We start from the raw sequence: 14,174 nt of genomic DNA, 5'->3' as shown, positions 1-14,174 counted from the left end.
GGGCTGCGCGGGGAGCGGTGCGGGGGCGGTGGGTCGGGCATCGGCCTGCGGTCCGACGGCCCGGTCGGTGACCGCGCCGACGCCTCCCTGCCGGCTCACGCCGTGGTGGAGCGGGGCCCGCAGCGGGTTCCTGGTGGCGCCGTCCGGTTCCATCTGCCCCCCATGCGTCAGGTGGCAGCACTCTACGGTTCCGGACGGCGCCTGTCAGGACAACTGACCGGCCGGGTCAGGCCTTTCGGGCCACGCCCGCCCAGATCGCGGTCTCGGCGTCGGTGGGCTTGGCGGCCTCGTCCGGGCGCCAGGTGGGGGCGGTGACCAGGCCGGGCTCCAGCAGCTCCAGGCCGTCGAAGAAGCGCAGCACGTCGGCCCGGGGACGCATGGTGAGCTGGGCGGTGGCGGTCTTGTAGACGGCCGGGCCCTTGGAGGCCTGCTCGGGGGTGGAGAAGTCGCCGGTGCCGTGCGAGACCGCCAGGAAGCTGCCGGAGGGCAGGGCGTCGACCAGGGTGCGGACGATCTCCCACGGGTCGTCGGCGTCGTCGATGAAGTGCAGCACCGCGAAGAGCAGCAGGGCCACCGGCCGGTCGAAGTCGATCACCTTGCGGACCTCGGGGTCCTCCAGGATCGCCTCCGGGTCGCGCAGGTCGGCCTGGACCACGGTGGCGTTGCCCGCGCCGGCGGCGGAGAGCAGGGCGCGGCTGTGCACCAGCACGATCGGGTCGTTGTCCAGGTAGGCGACCTTGGCGTCGGGGTGCACCTGCTGCGCGATCTCGTGGGTGTTGCCCGAGGTGGGGATGCCGGTGCCGATGTCCAGGAACTGCGTGATGCCGTGCTCGGTGGCCAGCTCCCGCACCGCGCGCTGGAGGAAGGCGCGGTTGGCCTGGGCGCTGATCCGCACCAGCGGGCTGAGCCCGAGCACCTTCTCGGCGGCCTCCCGGTCGGCCGGGAAGTTGTCCTTGCCGCCCAGGTAGTAGTCGTACATCCGGGCCGGGTGCGGCACCTCGGGGCGCAGGTCGGTGGGCGGCCGCACCTCGTCCTGGTCGCCCGACATCCAGTCCAGCGAGACGTCCTGATGGTCGGTCATGTCTGTTCTCCCCCGTGGCTGTTCGAGACGGCCGGGTGCCGTGGTGCCGGGCTGTGCCAGAGGCAGCATAGATGGCTCAGGGCCGTTCGGGGGACGCCTCGGTGCCCTGGGCCGGATCGCTGGTGAGGAGGTAGCGGGCTCCGGGGCCGGCGGCGGCGGCGCGGTCGCCCGCGTTGTAGAGGGCGCAGCGGGACAGCGAGAGGCAGCCGCAGCCGATGCAGCCGGTGAGCTTCTGCTTGAGGCGCTCCAGCTCGGCGATCTGCTCGTCGATCCGGGACTGCCAGGACACGGCGACCCGGCTCCACTCCCCGGCGTTGGGCGCGCGCTCGGCCGGGAGCCGGTCGAGCGCGGTGCGGGCCTCGTCCAGCGAGAGCCCGACCCGCTGGGCGGCCCGGACGAAGGCGACCCGGCGCAGGGTGGCCCGGGCGTAGCGGCGCTGGCCGCCGGCGGTGCGTTCGGCGTGGATCAGGCCGAGCTTCTCGTAGTAGCGCAGCGCGGAGGTGGCCAGGCCGCTGCGGGCGGAGAGTTCGCCGATGGTGAGGAGGTCGTGCCGGGAGAGCGCCATGGGCGGAACACTAACGGTCCCCCGAAGGCCGGTCGGGGGCGGCTTGACTTGAAGTGCGCTTCACCTTGCACGCTTCTGTCCATGACCTCCGCAGCCACCGCACCGCAGAGTTACGGACACCACGACCTGGCCGACCTGATGGCCCTGATGACCGGCGCCGAGAAGCACGGCCCGGCCGCGACCTCCACCCTGGACGTCCTCTGGGTGCTCTACGACCGGGTGCTCCGGGTCTCCCCGCAGACCCTGGAGGACCCCGAGCGGGACCGCTTCCTGCTCTCCAAGGGCCACGGCCCGATGGCCTACTACGCCGTGCTCGCCGCCAAGGGCTTCCTGGACCCGGCGGTGCTGCCGAGCTTCGGCGCCTACGACTCCCCGCTCGGGCACCACCCGGACCGCCTGCTGGTGCCGGGTGCCGAGATCGGCTCCGGCTCGCTCGGCCACGGCCTGCCGCTGGCGGTGGGGACCGCGCTCGGCCTGCGGGCCCAGGGGCTGACCGGCCCGGCGGTCTGGGTGCTGCTCGGCGACGCCGAGTTCGACGAGGGCAGCAACCACGAGGCGGTCGCCTTCGCCGGAGCGACCGGACTGGACCGGCTGCACGCCGTGGTGATCGACAACTCCTCGGCCACCCACGGCTGGCGGGGCGGGATCGCCTCCCGCTTCGAGGCCGAGGGCTGGTCGGCGGTCACGGTGGACGGCCGGGACCACGAGGCGCTGCACCGGGCGTTCACCGCCTCGCACGACGGGCGGCCGCACGCGGTGATCGCCCGGGTCGAGCCCAAGAACTGACGAAGAGGAACAGGGGAGAGGGAACGATGGAGACCACCGAGACCATGCGAGACCGCTTCATCGGGATCACCGGTGAACTGCTGGAGCAGGACCCGAGGTTGGCCGTGGTGCTGGCCGACATCAGCGCCGCCAGCCTGGAGGCGGAGGCCGCCCGGCACCCGGACCGGGTGATCAACGTCGGCATCCGGGAGCAGCTGCTGATCGGCGTGACGGGCGGGCTGGCGCTGGCCGGGCTGCGTCCGATCGCCCACACCTTCGCCAGCTTCCTGGTGGAACGGCCCTTCGAGCAGGTCAAGTTGGACCTGGGCCACCAGGGCGTCGGCGCGGTGCTGGTCAGCGCGGCGGGCTCCTACGACTGGCCGGCCGGGGGTCGTACCCACATGGCGCCGGGGGACGTCGCCCTGCTGGACACCCTGCCGGGCTGGACGGTGCACGTGCCCGGCCATCCGGACGAGGCGGAGCGGCTGCTGCGGCACGCGGCGGCGGACGGCGACGAGAAGGTGTACGTCCGGCTGTCGGTGCACCAGAACGCGGAGGCGATGCCGGTCGCGCCGGGCAGGTTCCTGACGGTGCGGCAGGGGCGGCGCGGGGTGGTGCTGGCGGTCGGGCCGATGCTGGACGCGGTGCTCGCGGCCACCGAGGGGCTGGACGTGACGGTGCTCTACGCGGCGACGGTGCGGCCCTTCGACGGGGCGGCGCTGCGGGCGGCGGTCGGGGACGGGCCGGCGGACGTGGTGCTGGTCGAGCCCTACCTGGCGGGCACCTCGGTCGGGGAGGCCAACGACGCGCTGGCGGAACTGCCGCACCGGGTGCTGGGGCTGGGCGTGCCGAAGGAGGAGCACCGGCACTACGGGACGATCCCGGAGCACCTGGCCGCGTACGGGCTGGACGCGTCGGGGCTGCGGGCGCGGATCGCGCCGTTCCTGCGGTGAGGGGCCGCTGCGCGGGGCTCGAGTCGTTCCTGCGGTGAGGTCAGTCGATCTCCAGGAGGGCGGTCGAGTCCGGGCCCAACAGGAGGCCGTCCGGGGTCTGTTCGGCCTTGCCGAAGGTGGCCAGGGGGGTGCCCGGGGGGACGGGGAGGAGGCGGTCCTCGGGGGCGAGGTTGACCGCGAGGCGGTGGGGGCCGCGGTGGACGACCAGCCAGCGGCCGAGCTCGTCGACGTCGACCCGGACGGCCGAGAGGTCGGGGTCGATGAGGGCGGGGTGGGCACGCCGCAGACGGATCAAGGCGCGGTACCAGTCGAGGAGTTCGGCGTGGTGGCGGGCGCCGGGCTCGGTCCAGTCGAGGGTGGAGACCAGGACGGTGGCGGGGGCCTGCGGGTCGGGGACGTCCTCGGCGGCCCAGCCGTGGGAGGTGAACTCGCGGCGCCGGCCCTGCCGGACGGCCTCGGCCAGCTCCGGGTCCGGGTGGCTGGTGAAGTACTGCCAGGGGGTGGCGGCGCCCCACTCCTCGCCCATGAAGAGCATCGGAGTGAACGGCGAGGTGAGCACCAGCGCCGCCCCCGCTGCCAGCCGGCCGGGGGAGAGGGTGGCGGAGAGCCGGTCGCCCAGCGCGCGGTTGCCGATCTGGTCGTGGGTCTGGGTGTAGCCGAGCAGCCGGTGGCCGAAGGCGGCGGGGAACGGGCGGCCGTGGCTGCGCCCCCGGAACGAGGACCAACTCCCGTCGTGGAAGAAGCCCTTGGTGAGGGTCTTGGCCACGGCGGTGAGCGGTGCGGCGGCGAAGTCGCCGTAGTACGCCTGGGACTCACCGGTGAGGGCGGCGTGCAGCGCGTGGTGGAAGTCGTCGCTCCACTGGGCGGTCAGGCCGAGGCCGCCGGACTGCCGGGGGTTGGTGGTGCGCGGGTCGTTGAGGTCGGACTCGGCGACCAGGAACAGCGGCCGCCCGGTGGCTGCCCCCAACTTCTCGACCTCGACGGCGAGTTCCTCCAGGAAGGGGTAGGCCCGGTCGTCGGCCAGGGCGTGCACCGCGTCGAGGCGCAGCCCGTCGATCCGGTAGTCCCGCAGCCAGGCCAGCGCGCTGCCGATCAGGTAGGCGCGGACCTCGTCGGAGCCGGGGGCGTCCAGGTTCACCGCCGCGCCCCAGGGGGTGTGGTGGCGGTCGGTGAAGTACGGGCCGAAGGCCGGGAGGTAGTTGCCGGAGGGCCCGAGGTGGTTGTGCACCACGTCGAGGACCACCCCGATGCCCTTGCGGTGCGCCTCGTCGACGAAGCGCTTGAGCCCTTCCGGTCCGCCGTAGGGCTCGTGCACCGCCCAGAGCGAGACCCCGTCGTAGCCCCAGCCGTGCCGCCCGGGGAAGGGGCAGACGGGGAGCAACTCCACGAAGTCCACGCCCAGTTCGACCAGGTGGTCGAGGCGCTCGGCGGCCGAGGCGAAGGTGCCGCCGGGCGTGAAGGTGCCCACGTGCAGCTCGTACACCACGGCCCCGGGCAGCGCCCGGCCCTGCCAGGGGGTGTCGGACCAGTGGAAGGCGGCGTGGTCAACGGGGCGGCTGAGGCCGTCCGGCCCGTACGGCTGGCGGGGCGAGCGCGGGTCGGGCAGCGGGCGGCCGCCGTCGAGGCGGAAGCCGTAGTCGCCCTCCGGCGCCTCGGCCCGCCACCAGCCGGCCCGGCCGGGCCAGGGCGCCATGGGGTGGGCGTCGCCGTCCACCTCGACCTCCACCCGGGACGCCACCGGCGCCCAGACCTGGTACTGCGTCACAGGGCGCTCCTCGTGCTGCGGTCGTGGGTCCGGCCCGGGCCGGCGGTCAAGTCTGGACCAGGAGGGCGACGGGCAGGGTGGCGAACAGCTCGGCCACCGGTACTTGTCCGCCTCCGAACCGACGTTGCGTCAGCTCCTCGTGCCAGGTGCCCGGCGGCAGCTCCAGCGTGGTGGTGCGCCAGCCGCCGGAGCGCTCCAGCCCGTACGGCAGCCTGGTCACGGCGGTGACGGTGCGCCCGCCCCGGGCGAAGGCGAGCAGGTGGCCGGCGGCCGGGCCGACGGCGGCCAGCGGGCGGTAGGGGCCCGGCTCCCCGGCCCGGCGCAGGTGGAGGGCGGTGGTGGTGAGGTGGAGCTTCTCCCGGGCCGGGTCGCCGTGCCGGGGAGCGGCGGAGTCGGTGAGGCGGACGGCCAGGGCGTCCAGGTCGACGGGGGCGCGGTTGTCCGGGTCGACCAGGGTGTGCAGCGGCTCCTCGCTGCCCTGGTAGAGGTCGGGCACGCCGGGGCCGGTGAGGTGGAGGAGGGCGGCGGCGAGCGAGTTGCTGCGCGCGTAGGGGGCGATCGAGTCGACGAAGCCCTCGATCCGGGGGCGGAGGGAGGCGTTGGCCAGGGCGCCCCGGGCGTGGTCGAGCACGGCCCGCTCGTACCGCTCGTCGGGGTCGGTCCAGGAGGTGGCGAGCTTGGCCTCGCGGACGGACTTGAGCAGGGTGGAGCCGAGCCGCTCGGGGGTGATCGGCCAGGCGGCCACCAGGGTCTGCCAGAGCAGCCAGGCGGTGGGCCGGTCCGGGCAGGGCCCGGCGGCGGTGGTCCAGGCCGCGCACTCGGCGGCCCAGCGCCCGGGCAGCTCGGCGAGCACGGCCAGGCGGGCCCGGGCGTCGGCGCTGCGCTTGGTGTCGTGGGTGGAGAGGGCGGTCATGGAGTGCGGCCGGTGCGCGTCCAGGTAGCCGTACCAGGCGTGGAACTCGGCCGGGCTCAGGCCGGGGCGGGCGGGGCTGCCGCCGACCTCGTTCAGGCCGATCAGCGCGTTGAAGCGGTAGAAGGCGGTGTCCTCCACGCCCTTGGCGGCCACGGCGGCGGCGGTCTGGCCGAGGCGCGCGCAGAACTCGTCCTTGGCCGGGCCGCGCCCGTGCTCGCCGAGGGCCAGCGCCCGGACCAGCCCGGCGGCGCCGCTCAGCCGGGCCGGCACTCCGGCCAGTGCCGCGCTCACGCCCTCGACGGCCTCGGGCGGAGCCGGCTCGCCGGGCACCACGTAGGGACGGTAGACCGGATAGGCCGTCAGCAGCTCGGCCAGCACCTCCCGGACCGCCCAGGCCGGGTGGTCGGCCAGGCCGGTGTCGGCGGCGCAGATCCGGCCGACCAGGCGGACCAGGCGGCCCAGCTCGGCCGACAACTCGCCGTCGGGGGTGAGGAGTTCGGCCCGGCCGTGGCGGATCTCGGCGAGCATGCCGGCTGTCCCGGCTGCCCCGGCTGCCCCGGCCGGGGGGCCGGCGGCGGGCTCGCCGGTCCCGGCGCCCGGCGGCCGCGCGCCGTCGGGGCCCGGGGCTGCTCCGGCGCCGGGACCGCCCGGGTCGGTGGGCGCGGAGCGCGCCGGGGCGTCGTGCCAGGAGCCCGCGCTGGGACGGGTGGGCTCGAAGTGGGCCGGGTCGTGGGAGGGCGGGGCGGGCTCGGCCACCGCGCAGTCGGCGCGGTAGGCGGTGGCCAGCCGCTCGGCGCCGAGGTGGTCGGTGAGGACGCCGTCGATCCGGCGCAGCGCGTCGTAGCCGGTGGTGCCGGCGCAGGGCCAGTCGGCGGGCAGGCGCTCCTCGCCGGTGAGGATCTTCTCGACCACGGTGTAGGCGCCGCCGGTGGCCGCCGCCAGGCGGCGCAGGTAGCCGCGCGGGTCGGCCAGGCCGTCGGGATGGTCGATCCGGAAGCCGTCCAGGACGCCGTCGGCGTGCAGCCGCAGCAGGGTGCGGTGGGTGGCCTCGAAGACCTCGGGGACCTCGACCCGGACCGCGATCAGCTGGTTGACGGTGAAGAACCGGCGGTAGTTCAGCTCGCTGTCCGCCACCCGCCACCAGGCCGGCCGGTACCACTGGTGCCGGACCAGCTCCGCGAGCGGGAGGTGCCCGGTGCCGGGCCGGATCGGCAGGGCGTGCTCGTGGTAGCGCAGGACCTCCCCGTCGACCGTCAGCTGGTCGAGCACCTCGCCGAGCCGCCCGCCGAGCAGCGGCAGCAGGACGCGCCCGCGCTCCGGCGCGTCGGCCGGGCCGTCCTGGGCGGACCAGTCGATGTCGAACCAGGCCGCGTACGGGGAGTCCGGGCCGTCCCGGAGCACCTGCCAGAGCGGCTGGTTGAGCTGCTCGGGGACGGGCAGCGCCATGTGGTTGGGCACCACGTCGGCGATCAGCCGCAGGTCGTGGCGGTGCGCCTCGGCCGCCAGCGCGCGCAGCGCGGCCTCGCCGCCGAGCTGCTCGCTGATCCGGGTGTGGTCGACGGTGTCGTAGCCGTGGGTGGAGCCGGGGGCGGCCTCCAGTAGCGGGGACAGGTGCAGGTGCGAGACGCCCAGGGCGGCCAGGTAGGGCACCGCCCGGCGGGCGTCGTGCAGGGTGAAGGCGGGCTGGAGCTGGAGGCGGTAGCTGGCGGTGGGCGGGCGCGACTGCGCTGACGTCATGGGGTGATGGGTACCCGCCCACCGGGCCCGTTATGGCGGTGTTGGTGCGAACGGCGTAGCCGTGTCAGGTCGTGACGCGCCGTCAGTCGCGCCGCCGGCCGGCCACCGGGCGGGGCCCGACGCCGTGCAGCAGGGTCTCGACGATCCGGGCGGCCAGGGTGTCCGGGTCCGGGTCGCCGGGGAGCGGGCCGCCGTGCAGGGCCTCGCCGATCAGGGCGTAGAGGACCCGGCGCGCCCACTCGGGGTCGGCATCGGCGGCGATCACGCCGTCGTCCCGCATCCGGGAGAGCAGGGCGGTGCAGCGCCGGGCGATCTCCTCGTGCCGCCGGGCGGCCTGCTCGCTCAGGGTGGCGGCCGGGCCGAGCGCGAAGCCCCAGGCCCCCTTGACCCGCAGGACGTTGGCGGTGGCGCGGTGCAGGGCGACCAGCGGAGGGGCGGTCTCGGGGTTGCTGTCCTCGATGGCCCGCGCCAGCTTCTCGGCCGCGTCGGTGGCCAGTGCCTCCAGCAGGGCCTGCCGACTGGCGAAGCGGCGGTGGACGGTGATCCGGGTGACCCCGGCGGCCTCCGCGATCTGCTCCATCGAGGCGGCCGGATGCTCCGTCAGCACCCGCTCCGCCGCCTCCAGGATCGCGCGGACGCTGCGTTCGGCGTCGGCGCGCAGCGGGCGTCCCGCGGTCGTGCTCATCCCTGCCTCCAGACCGGTTCGTCGTCCCCGGAGACGTTACCGGGTGATTACTGATACTGCACTGTTGCATTTTTCTGGAGATCAGATACTGTCGTGTATCAGATGACGGAGCGTCAGCTCCCCGATCGAAGGAGTCCACCCATGCGCACCACCGCCCTGATCACCGGCGCGTCCTCCGGCATCGGCGCGGAGTTCGCCGAGCAGCTCGCCGCCCGGGGCCACGACCTCGTCCTGCTCGCCCGCTCCGCCGACCGGCTCGCCGAGCTCGCCCGCCGGCTCGGCGAGGCCCACGGGGTGAGCGCCCACGTGCTGGTCCAGGACCTCGCCGAGCCGGACGCCGCCCGCCGGGTCGGCGCCGAACTGGCCGAGCGGGGGCTGGAGGTGGACCTGCTGGTCAACAACGCCGGCTTCGGCACCTGCGGCCGCTTCGAGGAGAACGACCCGCGCCGCGACCACGAGCAGCTGATGGTCAACGTGGTGGCGCTGGTCGGCCTCACCCACGAGCTGCTGCCCGGCATGCTGGCGCGCGGCCGCGGCTCGGTGGTGAACGTGGCCTCCACCGCCGCCTTCCAGCCGACCCCGTACTTCGCCGTCTACGGCGCCTCCAAGACCTTCGTGCTGGACTTCGGCCTCGCCCTGCACCAGGAGTACCGCCGGCGCGGCATCAAGGTGCTGACGCTCTGCCCGGGCCCGGTGGAGACCGGCTTCTTCGAGGTGATCGGCACCCGGAAGGCGGCCGTGACGGGGGCCTTCACCCTGCCGGCGACGGTGGTGCGGGCGGCGCTGCGCGCGCTGGACCGCGACCGGGCCTACGTCACCCCCGGGCTGTCCAACCTCGTCGGTGCCCATCTGACGCCGCGTCGGCCGCGCACCCTGGTGGCGGCGGTGGCCGAGCGGATGTCGCGCGGGGCCCGGGACGCCGAGAAGACGGCGCCGCCCGCCCCGCGGGTGGCGGAGCGGGCGGCCTGAGCCGGGCGTGCGTCAGGCGGGCGTGGGTCAGGCGGACGTGCGTCAGGCGGGCCGCTGGAGCACCATCAGCGAACGGTCCGTCAGCCAGAGGGTGTCCCCGGCCTTGACCCGGGTGCCGGTGCCGCGGGCCGGGAGGGTGGGCAGGGTGGTGTCCACCACCACCTGCCACTCCTCGCCGTGGTCGGCCGGGACGGTGAACTCCAGCGGCTCGGAGTGGGCGTTGAAGAGCAGCAGGAAGGAGTCGTCGACGATCTTGCCGCCGCGCCGGTCCGGCTCCGAGATGGCGTGCCCGTTGAGGAAGACCGAGAGCGACTTGGCGTAGCAGGTCGACCAGTCCTCCTGGGTCATCTCGTCCCCGGCGGGGGTGAACCAGGCGATGTCGGTGAGGTCGTCGTGGGTGCCGGAGACCGGGCGGCCGTGGAAGAAGCGGCGGCGGCGGAAGACCGGGTGGTCGCGCCGGAGCCAGATCATCCCCTGGGTGAACTCCAGCAGCGAGGCCTCCGGGCCCGGGGCCTTCGGCCAGTGCACCCAGGAGAGCTCGTTGTCCTGGCAGTAGGCGTTGTTGTTGCCCAGCTGGGTGCGGCCGAACTCGTCGCCGTGGGAGAGCATCGGCACGCCCTGGGAGAGGAAGAGCGTGGCGATGAAGTTCCGCTGCTGGCGTGCCCGCAGCGCCTCCACTTCCTGGTCCTCGCTGGGGCCCTCGGCGCCGCAGTTCCACGAGCGGTTGAACGATTCGCCGTCGCGGTTGTCCTCGCCGTTGGCCTGGTTGTGCTTCTCGTTGTAGGAGACCAGGTCCCGCAGGGTGAAGCCGTCGTGGCAGGTGACGAAGTTGATCGAGGCGATCGGGCGGCGGCCGTCGTTCTGGTACAGGTCGGAGGAGCCGGTGAGCCGGGAGCCGAACTCGGCCAGCGTCGCGTTCTCCCCGCGCCAGAGGTCGCGGACGGTGTCGCGGTACATCCCGTTCCACTCCGTCCAGAGCGGCGGGAAGTTGCCGACCTGGTAGCCGCCCTCGCCCAGGTCCCAGGGCTCGGCGATCAGCTTGGCCTGGGAGACCACCGGGTCCTGCTGGCAGAGGTCGAAGAAGGAGGACAGCCGGTCCACCTCGTGGAACTGCCGGGCCAGGGTGGCCGCCAGGTCGAAGCGGAAGCCGTCCACGTGCATCTCGGTGACCCAGTACCGCAGCGAGTCCATGATCAGCTGGAGCACGTGCGGGCTGCGCATCAGCAGGCTGTTCCCGGTGCCGGTGGTGTCCTCGTAGAACCGCTGGTCCTTGGCCAGGCGGTAGTACGAGGCGTTGTCCAGGCCGCGGAAGGAGAGCGTCGGGCCGAGGTGGTTCCCCTCCGCGGTGTGGTTGTAGACCACGTCGAGGATCACCTCGATGCCGGCCGCGTGCAGCGCCTTGACCATCGACTTGAACTCCTGCACCTGCTGCCCGCGGTCGCCGCCGGAGGAGTAGGAGGAGTGCGGGGCGAAGTAGCCGATGGTGTTGTAGCCCCAGTAGTTGGACAGCCCGAGGTCGCGCAGCCGGTGGTCGCGGACGAACTGGTGCACCGGCATCAGCTCGATCGCCGTCACCCCGAGCTTGGCCAGGTGCTCGATCACCGCCGGGTGGCCGATGCCCGCGTACGTGCCCCGGATCTCGTCCGGGATGCCGGGGTGCAGCCTGGTCAGGCCCTTGACGTGCGCCTCGTAGAGCACGGTGCGGTGGTAGTCGGTGCGCGGCGGGCGGTCGTTCCCCCAGTCGAAGTAGGGATTGATCACCACGGAGTGCATGGTGTGCGGGGCGGAGTCCAGGTCGTTCCGCCGCTCGGGGGCGCCGAAGTGGTAGCCGTAGACCGACTCGTCCCAGTCGATGTGGCCGCTCATCGCCTTGGCGTACGGGTCCAGCAGCAGCTTGGAGCTGTTGTGCCGCTGGCCGAGCCCGGGGTTGTGCGGGCCGTGCACCCGGAAGCCGTAGCGCTGGCCGGGCTGGATCCCGGGCAGGTAGGCGTGCCGGACGAAGGCGTCCGTCTCGCGCAGCTCCACCGACTGCTCGGAGCCGTCCTCGCCGAGCAGACAGAGCTCGATCCGGTCGGCGCTCTCGGAGAACACCGCGAAGTTGGTGCCGGCTCCGTCATAGGTGGCGCCGAGCGGGTACGGCTGCCCAGGCCAGATCTGCATCCTGCCTCAACTTCCCTGGCACATAGCGGAATTGACGCTTCAATCGAGATGCCCGGCATCCTGCCGGGGCATGCCCGTACGGCTCGTGCCGTGACGTACGGCACAGCTCGATGTTCCCCGGCCACCGCTCCTCGGACGAGCGAATGGCCGTCGGTTCGCCCGAACGAGTGTCCGTCCCCGGGGCATTCCCGCGCACTTGACGGAGTGCGGGGCACTCGCCGGAGCGAGGGTTGTGCGCGCAAGGGGCTGCGCCCCTCCAGCTGCGGGCAGTACTCTTGATCGTCCGTCAGATCGCGTCAGGTCGCGGCCGGACCGATCGCGGTGGGGCCCGGCAGCGGGCCGAGAGGTGTGAGGTAGCGCATGGTGGTCCCCGCCGACGGCGGCTCCGGGCGGAGCGAGGCGCCGACGGCGGTGCTGCGCGGCGGCCCCCCGAGGCGCCCCACCGTCCCGGCCCAGGGCGGTCCGGCGGAGAGCGTCCCGCTGGCGTGGACGGCGGGCCAATGGGGGCAGGCCGACCAGCGGGTCCGGCTGGCGGGCCGCGCGTACGTCTGGCTCAACCTGGTCGAGCAGCGCCTGCGCTCCCTGGTGGACGAGGTGCTCCGCCCGGTCTACGCGCCCGCCCACGGCGAGGACTGGGTGACGGCCGCGGCCGGCCCGGCCGGCGAGGAGTGGGTGCACCGGGCCGGCGCGGTCCGCGAGGTCAGCCGCCGCAAGGGCTACCTGCTCGACCCGGCCGACGACGACCCGCTGGTCTTCCTCACCCTCCCGCAGCTGCGCGAGCTGATGGTGCAGCACTGGCCGTGCTTCGAACCGCACCTGATCGACCGCCGGGAGATCGAGCTCGCCCTGGACGAGCTGGAGGTCGCCCGGCACGTGGTCTCCCGCAACCGCAGCCTCTCCACCACCGTGCTGGCCCAGACCGAGCGGGCCGCCGCCCGGCTGCTCGGCCTGCTGGACGGCGGGGGCGGCGGCGGGGTGCCCGGCGACGTGGTCGAGGACCTGGTCGGCGGCCGCTTCGCCGACGTGGTCTCGGTGCACGCCGACCGGGTCCGGCTCCAGCGCGACCTGCCGGTGGAGGACCTGCTCGACGGCGCCCGCCGGCTGGACGCCCTCGGCATCGGCCTCGGCATGCTCTGCCAGAACTACACCGGCAAGCGCCTGGTCCGCCTCGCCTCCGACGGCTGCCGGGTGCGGCTGCTCTTCCTCAACCCGGCCGGCAGCGCCGTCCGCCGCCGCGAGCGCGAACTGGGCCTCGGGCGCGGCGAACTGGCCCGCTCGATCGAGATGAACATCATGCACGTCCGCCGGGTCCGGGCCCACCTGCGCGACCAGGCCTCCTTCGAGATCCGGGTCTTCGACGAGACACCGCGCTTCACCGCCTACCTGGTGGACGGCCCGCGCACCCCCGGGCGGCGCCGCTCCGGCGACATCGGCGTGGTGCAGCCGTACCTGCGGCGCACCCGGGGCATCGAGTCGCCCGCGCTGGTGCTGCGCGGCGGCGGGGCCGAGCCGGGGCTGCTGGAGGTCTACCGCGAGGAGTTCGAGGACAGCTGGGGAGACTCCCGGGCGGTCTCGTGAGGACGGCCGTGCGGGTGGTGGTGACGGGACCCGGCGGGACCGGCTGTCACTGGGGCACGCGATGATGGGGTCCACAGCGACCGCACCGACGGAAGGACATCTCGGATGAGCTGGTGGAAGGAGCCCCTGGTCGGCTTCGATCTGGAGACCACGGGCACCGACCCGGCGACCTCCCGGATCGTCACCGCCGCGCTGGTCGACACCTTCGGCGGCCGCCCGGAGCGCGTGCTCAACTGGCTGCTCGACCCGGGCGTCCCCGTCCCGGCCGAGGCCACCGCGATCCACGGCATCACCGACGAGCAGGCCCGGCGGGACGGCCGCCCGGCCGCGCTCGCTGTCGAGGAGATAGCCCACGCCCTCTGCGAGCGGCTGGCCGCCGGCCGCCCGGTGGTGGCCTTCAACGCCCCGTTCGACCTGTCCCTGCTGGACGCCGAACTCGCCCGCCACGGCCGCCCCTCGCTGGCCGCCCGGCTCGGCGGCGAGGTCGTCCCGGTGATCGACGCGCTGGTCGTCGACCGCGCGGTGGACCGCTACCGCCGCGGCTCGCGCACCCTGCAGAACGTCTGCGAGGTCTACGGCGTCGAGCTCACCGACGCCCACGAGGCCGGCAGCGACGCCCTCGCCGCGGTCCGCGTCGCCGTCGCCCTCGGCGAGCGCTACCCGGCCGAGGTCGGCGCCCTGACGCCGACCCAGCTGCACGCCCGTCAGATCGCCTGGCACCGCACCTGGGCGGCCGACCTCCAGGCCTGGCTGCGCCGCGAGAAGGACCCGGCGGCGGAGATAGACCCGGCCTGGCCCCTGCGCTGACGGCTGCGGCCCGCGGGCAGCTGAACCACCGTCAGCCGGACGCGGGTGCCGCGGTTCCGCTGCGCGCCCGCGCCGCGGAGGCGCAGATCGGCAGGGCCCCGGGCCCTCGGCGTGACCTTTGTCATGTTCGCCGTACGGGTCACCGAACCGGCCGTCCGTGTCCGGTCGCCGACTGTAGGCTCGCCGCCGTTCGTAC

At 74.3% G+C, this 14,174-nt stretch carries 11 protein-coding genes; 5 read left to right on the top strand and 6 right to left on the bottom strand.

The window, feature by feature from the left end; translation table 11 throughout:
- Nucleotides 1-226: 226 nt before the first annotated feature.
- Together ABD946_RS16425 and soxR are read right to left on the bottom strand one after the other, a co-directional pair.
- The gene (locus ABD946_RS16425) at nucleotides 227-1,081 is read right to left on the bottom strand and encodes an SAM-dependent methyltransferase (protein WP_345284231.1); all 855 of its coding nucleotides are present in this window, start codon (nucleotides 1,079-1,081) and stop codon (nucleotides 227-229) included.
- 76 nt (nucleotides 1,082-1,157) lie between these two features.
- Nucleotides 1,158-1,646 carry a redox-sensitive transcriptional activator SoxR gene (gene soxR / locus ABD946_RS16420; RefSeq protein ID WP_345284229.1) on the bottom strand — a complete coding sequence of 163 codons (489 nt, stop codon included), beginning with the start codon at nucleotides 1,644-1,646 and terminating at the stop codon, nucleotides 1,158-1,160.
- An 81-nt stretch (nucleotides 1,647-1,727) separates the two neighbouring features.
- On the opposite strand from soxR, the gene ABD946_RS16415 reads away from it, so the two are divergent.
- Nucleotides 1,728-2,432 (top strand): transketolase, encoded by a 705-nt coding sequence (locus tag ABD946_RS16415; protein WP_345284227.1) that lies wholly within the window; start codon nucleotides 1,728-1,730, stop codon nucleotides 2,430-2,432.
- A 26-nt stretch (nucleotides 2,433-2,458) separates the two neighbouring features.
- On the top strand, nucleotides 2,459-3,364 hold the full coding sequence (locus ABD946_RS16410; protein ID WP_345284225.1) for a transketolase family protein: 906 nt from the start codon (nucleotides 2,459-2,461) through the stop codon (nucleotides 3,362-3,364).
- Between the two features lie 40 nt (nucleotides 3,365-3,404).
- Here ABD946_RS16410 and treZ read toward each other — a convergent pair whose 3' ends face one another.
- The 3 genes from treZ to ABD946_RS16395 all read right to left on the bottom strand — a co-directional run bounded on the left by treZ (nucleotide 3,405) and on the right by ABD946_RS16395 (nucleotide 8,464).
- On the bottom strand, nucleotides 3,405-5,129 hold the full coding sequence (treZ, locus tag ABD946_RS16405) for a malto-oligosyltrehalose trehalohydrolase (RefSeq protein ID WP_345284224.1): 1,725 nt from the start codon (nucleotides 5,127-5,129) through the stop codon (nucleotides 3,405-3,407).
- 46 nt (nucleotides 5,130-5,175) lie between these two features.
- Nucleotides 5,176-7,779: an alpha-amylase family glycosyl hydrolase gene (locus tag ABD946_RS16400; RefSeq protein WP_345284222.1), complete on the bottom strand. Its 2,604-nt coding sequence runs from the start codon at nucleotides 7,777-7,779 to the stop codon at nucleotides 5,176-5,178.
- Between the two features lie 82 nt (nucleotides 7,780-7,861).
- The gene (locus ABD946_RS16395) at nucleotides 7,862-8,464 is read right to left on the bottom strand and encodes a TetR/AcrR family transcriptional regulator (RefSeq protein WP_345284220.1); all 603 of its coding nucleotides are present in this window, start codon (nucleotides 8,462-8,464) and stop codon (nucleotides 7,862-7,864) included.
- 141 nt (nucleotides 8,465-8,605) lie between these two features.
- Between ABD946_RS16395 and ABD946_RS16390 the strand changes: the two genes are divergently transcribed.
- A complete protein-coding gene (locus ABD946_RS16390) occupies nucleotides 8,606-9,433 on the top strand; it encodes an SDR family NAD(P)-dependent oxidoreductase (protein WP_345284218.1) in 828 nt (275 codons plus the stop codon).
- A 42-nt stretch (nucleotides 9,434-9,475) separates the two neighbouring features.
- On the opposite strand, the gene glgX is transcribed toward ABD946_RS16390, so the two are convergent.
- A complete protein-coding gene (glgX, locus tag ABD946_RS16385) occupies nucleotides 9,476-11,593 on the bottom strand; it encodes a glycogen debranching protein GlgX (RefSeq protein ID WP_345284216.1) in 2,118 nt (705 codons plus the stop codon).
- Nucleotides 11,594-11,953: 360 nt separating this feature from the next.
- Between glgX and ABD946_RS16380 the strand changes: the two genes are divergently transcribed.
- Complete coding sequence (locus ABD946_RS16380; protein WP_345284214.1) at nucleotides 11,954-13,171, top strand: SAV2148 family HEPN domain-containing protein; 1,218 nt, start codon at nucleotides 11,954-11,956, stop codon at nucleotides 13,169-13,171.
- Between the two features lie 105 nt (nucleotides 13,172-13,276).
- Nucleotides 13,277-13,978, top strand: coding sequence for an exonuclease domain-containing protein (locus tag ABD946_RS16375; RefSeq protein ID WP_345284212.1), 702 nt, complete (start codon nucleotides 13,277-13,279; stop codon nucleotides 13,976-13,978).
- Nucleotides 13,979-14,174: the final 196 nt, after the last annotated feature.

The organism is Kitasatospora albolonga, from assembly GCF_039535905.1.
GTDB lineage: Bacteria > Actinomycetota > Actinomycetes > Streptomycetales > Streptomycetaceae > Kitasatospora > Kitasatospora albolonga.
Note: the sequence above shows the minus strand (reverse complement) of the source record. Positions and strands in the feature narration are given on the sequence as shown.